Annotated in this window: 8 protein-coding genes and 1 pseudogene; 4 read left to right on the top strand and 5 right to left on the bottom strand. The window is 42.7% G+C overall.

Translation table 11 applies throughout. The features are described from left to right. Positions 1 to 154: 154 nt before the first annotated feature. The 3 genes from BP896_RS09125 (at position 155) to BP896_RS09115 (ending at position 2,496) form a co-directional block, all read left to right on the top strand. Positions 155 to 310 (top strand): hypothetical protein, encoded by a 156-nt coding sequence (locus BP896_RS09125; protein ID WP_291767734.1) that lies wholly within the window; start codon positions 155 to 157, stop codon positions 308 to 310. 927 nt (positions 311 to 1,237) lie between these two features. Continuing rightward, the gene (locus BP896_RS09120) at positions 1,238 to 1,483 is read left to right on the top strand and encodes a hypothetical protein (protein WP_291767733.1); all 246 of its coding nucleotides are present in this window, start codon (positions 1,238 to 1,240) and stop codon (positions 1,481 to 1,483) included. A gap of 155 nt (positions 1,484 to 1,638) precedes the next feature. Further along, positions 1,639 to 2,496 (top strand): hypothetical protein, encoded by an 858-nt coding sequence (locus BP896_RS09115; RefSeq protein WP_291767730.1) that lies wholly within the window; start codon positions 1,639 to 1,641, stop codon positions 2,494 to 2,496. Here the strand turns inward: BP896_RS09115 and twy1 are convergent. After that, entirely contained in the window at positions 2,486 to 3,562 is a 1,077-nt protein-coding gene (gene twy1, locus BP896_RS09110) for a 4-demethylwyosine synthase TYW1 (protein WP_291767729.1), read from the bottom strand. The two genes, BP896_RS09115 and twy1, sit on opposite strands and share 11 nt — an antisense overlap. A 143-nt stretch (positions 3,563 to 3,705) precedes the next feature. On the opposite strand from twy1, the gene BP896_RS09105 reads away from it, so the two are divergent. Further along, positions 3,706 to 5,517 carry a glycoside hydrolase family 57 protein gene (locus tag BP896_RS09105; protein ID WP_291767728.1) on the top strand — a complete coding sequence of 604 codons (1,812 nt, stop codon included), beginning with the start codon at positions 3,706 to 3,708 and terminating at the stop codon, positions 5,515 to 5,517. On the opposite strand, the gene BP896_RS09100 is transcribed toward BP896_RS09105, so the two are convergent. The 4 genes and pseudogenes from BP896_RS09100 to BP896_RS09085 all read right to left on the bottom strand — a co-directional run. Further along, positions 5,506 to 6,369, bottom strand: a complete 864-nt coding sequence (locus BP896_RS09100; RefSeq protein WP_291767726.1) for a PD-(D/E)XK nuclease family protein — start codon at positions 6,367 to 6,369, stop codon at positions 5,506 to 5,508. The genes BP896_RS09105 and BP896_RS09100 overlap by 12 nt on opposite strands. 7 nt (positions 6,370 to 6,376) lie before the next feature. Continuing rightward, a complete protein-coding gene (locus BP896_RS09095) occupies positions 6,377 to 6,706 on the bottom strand; it encodes an ArsR/SmtB family transcription factor (protein WP_291767725.1) in 330 nt (109 codons plus the stop codon). Positions 6,707 to 6,787: 81 nt separating this feature from the next. Beyond that, positions 6,788 to 7,363, bottom strand: coding sequence for a DUF1616 domain-containing protein (locus BP896_RS09090; protein WP_291767723.1), 576 nt, complete (start codon positions 7,361 to 7,363; stop codon positions 6,788 to 6,790). A gap of 316 nt (positions 7,364 to 7,679) precedes the next feature. Then, positions 7,680 to 7,878: pseudogene (locus BP896_RS09085) on the bottom strand (hypothetical protein); the annotation flags it as partial.

Below are 7,878 nucleotides of genomic sequence, written 5' to 3'. Positions count from 1 at the left end.
AAACTCATCACGAAAAGACACAAGGAGGAAAGGGAAAGGGAGGAATAAAAACCTAACCCTAAGTAGGGTGTTATGATAGTTATTATTAGTAGCCATTACTTCCTATTTTTCTTAACATTAGATTGGTTCTTTAAGGGTTTCTAGGGAACATGATGTGAACATTAGGTATCTTCTCATAGCCCATTACCACATCGATCATGTTAGGTATGCGTGGGAGATTGTTAAGCAATTCAACTGCAGTGCGGTTGTATCATCAATGGAGGCTAGTGCTATTGAATGTGAGGAGCCTAGCTTAGTTTTAAGCCAGTGAAGGTTAATATTAAGGTTAATGATGGTGGCGTGATTGGGGGTTATAAGGCCATTTATGTTTCAGTGCACATCCCAGGTAGTGGGCGTACTTTAAGGATGGGATCTTATTCATGGGGATGCTGTAGTTTAACGTGGTGGTAAGCCTGCATTACCGCCAAGGGGCTTTTACATTGAATATGAATGATGCTGTTAAGAGTTTCAGCAAATTAATGAGCATTAAACCTAAGGTGATTTACCCAGGACATGGTAAGCCAATAATAAGTTAACTTAATTAATGCTCATTAACCTAAATTAATATGAAACTATATGCTAAATAGCGCTTAACGTTAATTAACCATGTAATAAGGTAAAGTTAAGGATTTGGCCTTCATTGGGACCAGTAGCTACTCGGCCTCATCATTCAATATCTTCTCCCTAATATTGGGTAATCCAAGTAGGCTACCTAGCACTTAATATGTTTTCAATGGCCATGAATTAAGGCATATCTAAGCAATACCTATGTTATATGCTTTAAACAGCTTTAGATAATCTTTAACCAACATAGTGTATATGGACCTTAACATGAATGCTGAGGAATTCAGTAGATGTATCCCAATGCCTAGGAGAACACTAAACTCTGCTAGAGGTGATGAGGAGAGGGGTAATTATAATTGAGCATGCTTTAAGGATTATCAAGCATTGGAACTCGCCTTAATGGCCCTTCTTTAATGGCATTAGTAAACCCACGAGGGCCTCAATAACGCACTTACTTAATTGAGTTAAATAGTTTCAAGTTCCCAGTGATCTGACCTCCTCCCCGTTCGGGAGGTTTGGGGCTACATTCCCCTTGAGGGGTTCAGCCCCGCGCCCGGCCTTGGGCGCATTACCCCTATCCCTCCCATGAGGGAGGGGCTTGGGGTTATGGTTTTCCTCCTAGCCAAGATGTTGAATGCCCCCACTACATAGGAGGCTACCCAGCCTAGATACGCTGCCTAACGTTGAAGTCCTGGCTTTTAACTTTAATGAGGTACTTAGGGTAGTTGATAAGTGTTATCCACTTGCCTTCGGCATAGCCATTGGTGTTGCCCTTAGGGATGAGCTTGGCGCCTCAAGTGGATTGATAGTTAGGGTTAGGAAGTGCATGGAGGTTACTTCACATTTACCAATGAATTCGAATCCTTCTGAACGCTTATGAGGTTACCTTGATAGTGAAATGGTTCAGTGCTTTTTGGCTGAAGGGACCGTAATTGTTAAATTATATTTAATATTAGTTAACGCATGCCCAAGTTAACTGCATTAACCGTGATCTTAGCTGTAATACTTATAACCGTAATTTTAGCTATATTACTAGTGAATCATTCAACCTCATCAACTGGTAAAGCTAGGTTAATACTGTGGATTACGCCTTGGGGGGCTGGCAATTATACTGTACCATCATGGGCTATACCGGGTGTTGTGTTGGCTTATCAATGTAATGATCCTCAAGCATCAATGATATGGATAAACTGGGCCCTCTACACTATTCAACAATACGTTAATGAAGATAGGCCAGTCTTCATTAATATTTTCTGCGAAATCTACCAACCATCATACAGGTGGAGGGGGACTTTAGATTACATTAATGTTCCTCAATTCATAGTACAGGGCTTGAAGAAGATTAATCCAAGTGGTAGGGGCTTCTACATAGGCTTCAGCGAGGAGGCTGACTGCGTGGCTAATGCGACATGTAGGGGGAGTATGGTTAAGATTTACGGCGAACTCAAGGCTGAATTCCCTGAGGCTAACTTCTTCTACTATGCTAGTGATGGTGAGAACGTTAATGATGTCTCAGCCTTAGCTAAGGAGGCTAACTTAACCCTAGTTGGTTATGATATTTGGGATTACAAATACGTAAATGGTGTGGTTACTGTTCCAGGGTACTTAATTAATAATCTTAGGGTTCTTAAGTCAAGTGGATTCAACATAATGGTTGGTGAGGTTGGGTTCAGGTACTGTGATGAAAAAGCATACATTCAGCCGGCCAACTGGAACGTGAAGTTCACTTGGAACTGCACTGCACCGTCAATATATATGAGTCAGGTATTAGGCGAATTAACCAGTAGCCTTCACCCAGGCTTCATCGGCATCTGGGCTTGGAATGATAATACCTTTGGTGTTGTGTTTAATCCATATTTAATTAGTGCCCTTGAGAATTACACTAAGGGTTAGTTTCATTACTTGGCTTCTCAATCCACCTATCAACGTACCTCCCCATGTTCTGCAGTACAGTTATCCTTGAATTGGGGTCCTCATCCATGAAGATGTACCTTAAGCCCCTTGAGTTAAGGGCCTTCAGTAGGCTTAGGCTCCATTCCTTAACCTCCTCATGCCTAAGCATGTTAAATTTACTAAGCTTATACACTGAGTGGCCTAGGTGCATGTATGATTTAGGCTCAATGAAGTGTGGATTACCTATGCTTAACACCTCGGCGAATTGATCCAGTAATTCACTACTAGTATTCCAGCCCTTAATTAAAGTTATCCTAACCACAGTCCTGGTGGGTATCTTGGCTAATAATTCAAGGCTCCTCAACACCCTCTCCCAGGCATCATCCCTATGAAGCACCGGGTTAGCTATCTTCAGGAATAATTCCTTATTGGGGGCGTTTAGGCTTAGGTATAGTTGAGTTGGTAATGCGTCCTCATGCCAAAGCCTCTCAATCATCTCAGGGTAAAGCCCATTAGTCACTAGGAAGACTGACTTAGTGCTTGGTAGTGACTTAATGTACTTTATGAGTTCAGGTAACCTAGGGTACATTGTAGGCTCCCCTGAGAGTGAAATAGCCCAGTGCGTTGGTTGAAGGGCCTCATTAACCTTAACTCTACTACTCTTAGCATGACCAAAGTAACCTGATAGTAACCTCCTCCTCTCCTTAAGTATGCCATTAACCATGTCTACAGGATCCATAACCTCCTCGCTCATTGGCTCATAGGGGTCAAAGGACTCTGACGGCCTCCAACAGTAAACGCACTTATTACTACACATCATACCCACAGGCCCCATTTCAACACACCTATGTGAACCACCCACTGGGGCACCGTAGAATTTAACCTTGTAGCAACTTGGCCCACCTATTAAGGCGCTCTTAGTCCAGTGGCATAGCTCAACGGTTGCATGCCCATAGACTCCATAATGGGCCTTTTTAAGCATGGGTAATGCATCAAGGCTAATCCTAATCCTACCCTCAGCGAACTCATGGTACCTCAACTTAACCTTAACCTCAGTGTTCTCCATACATCCTAAGGCTTAATATTAAGTTATAAAGTTTTCTTAATACCCCTAAAAATACGCGCAGTTACTCATTACTGCCTATTCTATCCCCTAGAATCCTTATTATACGCGGAAAGGTTATATAGGGTTTCATTAAACTGATTAACGTGAGGGCTTTACTTGATGTTGATAGCCCAGTGCATAAGGTTGGGGATGGGGTTGGGGTTAAGGTTAGGTTAATTAATGATTCATCCTCATCAATAAACGTTAACCTAAGCCTCGAGTACCTACTGGAGGGTAGGCATGTTGACTCATGGGTGGGTTCAGCCCTAGCCCTACCTGGTGAAGTAACTACAGTTAATGCATCATTCACCGTGAATGAGCCTGGGCTTTGGGTTGTTAGGCTTAATGGTAATGCTGGGGGCAGTAAATTCACTGAGTCAATTAAGGTGAGGGTTATTGAGGGGGGAAGGCCCGTTAAATTGGCCTTAGTGTACCACATGCATCAACCCCCATGGTACATGAGTGATGGTAGGTATTACGCGGATTGGGCCTTTAGGTATGTTCACGCCCCGGTTATGGCGCCATTCTTCAACGGTGGCCCATACTTATTCCACGCCTTCCTTAATGACAAGTACAGTGGAGTTAAGGTGAATATTCACCTATCTCCAAGCTTACTTAAGCAGTGGGTTGATGCGATTGAGAAGGGCTATACGCTCATTAATGGTGAGGTTCATGCAAAGGGTAGTGGTGAAGTTAACGCTGTGGCTAAGGTACTCGACATGTATAGGGTTCAGGCTAATAGGGGTCAATTAGACGTATTATCAAGCGTTTATGCCCACACAATACTGGGTTACTTGGCATCAAGGTACGAGATGGTTGACGTCATTGATGAGGAATTGGGGGTAGGTATTGAGGTTACTAGAAGTACCCTAGGTGTTAATCCTGCTGGTGTTTGGACCCCTGAAATGGCGTGGAGTATGGAGCTGCTTGACGTATATGAGAAGCATGGAGTCGGCTACACAGTACTTGATGGTGGCAATCACTTTCCTGGAGTTCAGGGGGATAAGGGAAGCATCTACGAACCCTATAGCCTGGGTGGTAGGTTAACTGTATTCTTTAGGGATGAGAGGCTGAGTAATATTTTATCCTTCCAGAATAATATCCCTGATGAAAGAACAGCCATAAAGCTTGCCGCTATGCTTAGTAGGTCCATTATTGAGGCTAATGGTGAGTTAGTGGTTATTGCCCTTGATGGGGAGAACTTCATAGCAATGTCCAAGACCCCAGCCATGGTTGGTTTAATGCTTGATAAATTCTACTCATACCTCAGTAGGATGCAGGAATTAGGCATTATTGAGACTGTTAGGCTTAGTCAAGTTAACATGGCGAGGAGGAACATAACATACGTACCCACAACATCATGGCTAGGGGGGTTCACTAAGTGGGATGGGGAAAGGAGGGAGCATGCTGAGCATTGGGTTAAAGTTATTGACTCCTATAGGTATTTGAGGGGGCTTGAGGATGCATTAGGTGGTAAGATTAATGAGGCTAGGTATGCCCTATGGCACGCATTAGACAGCGACTTCTGGTGGGCTGAATTCTGGAACCCAGACCTAATCAACCACTGGATTAATGAGCTCCGCAGAATCCTGGATTCAAGATTCAAGATTGCCATGAGGTCTCTAAGGGAGGTTTATAGGGGTTTAATTAATAGGCCTATTGAGCTTGAATTGGAGTTCGACAATGACATGGGGGTTAACGTTAAATTCAGGTTAATTTGCTTGGACGCTCAAGTGGATGCTGTGATCCAGCCTGGTTCTTCAAGGATTAAATGCACAATAACGCCTAGGTTAGCCGGCTCCTATATGGTACCTATATTTGTAACCTCAGGTAACTACATTTACCTACAGTCCTACATAACCCTTAACGTTACTTACGGTAATAGGGATCCACCTAATGATGACTCAGCTAGATAAGCTGTATGGGCAATGCAACCTATGGTCACATACCCTACACTTACCTGGACTTGGGCTTGCAACGGCATTCCTGAGTCCTAACCAATAATCCACAGCCTGCTCCGTCTCCTTCATGAATTCTGAAGCATCCCTAACCTTAACAACATGCATGCTTATCCCATTACCTAACCTACTATAGTTAACCCCGTTGGTGAATGCCCTAATTAAGGCATCAACGTAGTCAATAACCTTAACCCCACTACCCCTAATTAACTTAACCACAATGGCTCCCTCAACCCCAAGCCCCATCATCCTAAGGAAGTGGTAATATGCCTCAACTTGGTAAGCCTCCCTTGGTTCAATGAATCCAAGCCTACTGGCCCTATTGGTTGTCTTAAGCTCGATAATTAACCATGGCTTACCATCCCTATTGATTATTAAGTCGGGTAAGCCCAATACTGGTACGCCCTTAATCAACACCACCACACTCCTCTCCTCAACGTAGGGTTTAGTGAAGTCGGCCTTACCTATCCAGTTCCTCATCCTCATGTTGAAGAAGGAAACCCCCTCCTCACCCCTATTAACAACCACTGGATCCCAGCCTGGCTCAAGGCTGAATTCATCAGCAATACTGCCGAATTGCCTAGCATGCTCATATAATCCATCAACAGCCTCATTACCAATAACCCTACCCTTAGTGAAATCTAAGTGAATCCTGTACTCACAGAACCTTAATTGAACAGCCAATTGATTAACCATTAGAAATAAGGCACCGTGCTTAAGCCTTGGGATTAGGTAACTTGCCTCACCCCACTTAAGAATAGGCTTACCCTCAATGATAGTTAATTCAGGTGCTTGATTAGTAAACTCCATTACACTATTATCCCTTGTAAGATTTATAACTATTAACGATTTGAATTAATTCACTCCAATGCTTGAAAACTTCATCGGAGAGATAATATGGTGAACCATAATTGCCATTAACCCTATTAACAAAGCCATACTTATTAAGAACCATTAAGTGGTATTTAATAGTTTTATAATCCATACTTAATTCCTTAGCTAATTGATTAATGTTCATTGGCCTCTCCCTAAGTTTCTCAATAATCCTAAACCTAACCTCAGCACCCCTTGAATTAACAAACAACCAAACCACCGTACTGAACCTACTGCATGAACCCCTAATTGTTGAGTTACCCGTAGGCTTCATCCTCATTTAATGGCATTACCCTTATTTATGCATTTCCCACATCATACGCTTACTTAACTTCAATTCATTTAATGTAAATTACTAAAAACAATCAGTAGGCAGCGCCTCAACCTTAATTCTGAACTCCCTTAAGTAGCCTATGGTTAATAATACTAGGTTTAATGGCATCATTGAGGCTAAGGCTGATTGCACAGTTAAGCCCACTGTTAGGGTGAGTAGTGTTGATATTAGGCCCACTAAGGCTAGGCTTAACCCAATGGAGAATAGCATAGTTTCCATGGGCCTAAAGGGCTTCTTAATTGGGTAAGTAACCTTAAGCACAGCGTAACCTGGTACATAGACGAAAGCCGGCACACCTAGGATTACCCTAAGGGCTTCAATTAATGGCCCACTGAGGTTAATGAGGGCTAGTAATGAGGCTAATATGGAGTCCACCACCAGTAGCCAGTAAGCTAAGGCATCAATTGATGTTAAGAAGCCCACTGGGCTTGAGCAATGGCTAAAAGTCAACTCACCCCTAAGCCTCATCTTAAGTAAAATCAACGCAACCTCACCCTTACTTACATTAAACCTAGTGGCCAACTCATCAACTACCTGAATCAATTTAATACCATCCATGCTTTTCAGCAAGCCCTTAACATCATCTTCATTAACCATTAATCTAAAGTTAAAGTTAAATACATTTAAAAATTCCCTTTAATAATTTAGGCATAATTATGGACCTAAATAGCATGATATTAGGCTGTAATGCACCAGCCAGGAGGTGGACGGTAACATGTCCTTTAGGCTATAAGCTACATGCTGGCCTAAATGGCGCATTAAGCATAATGAGGCTTACAGTAGTAGGCATAGTTAAAAACGCCTCATTCATTGTAGGCTGCAATAGAAATCGTGAAAGGGAGTGTAACCTCTAAGACCCAGAGAAATCCCTACCCCTCAAGGGCAGGGAGGAGGCTATATGCCTCTGAATGTTTTAAAGAAGGTAAATCCCCATCTTTTCTAATCTACCTGTTGTTGAATCTATCCTATATCCTAATCCCTCAAGAGTTCTTACACCAATAAGCGGCATCTCAAGCCCATTAGATATGGGGGCAGCCTCAAGCATACCCGCACCCTCAATTTCCACAGTTATGTAAGTGAACTCAAGCCCAACTACCCCATTAGCAGTCTTT

This window comes from Caldivirga sp. UBA161 (assembly GCF_002506515.1).
Lineage (GTDB): Archaea > Thermoproteota > Thermoprotei > Thermoproteales > Thermocladiaceae > Caldivirga.
This window is presented reverse-complemented; position numbering and strand designations above follow the sequence as displayed.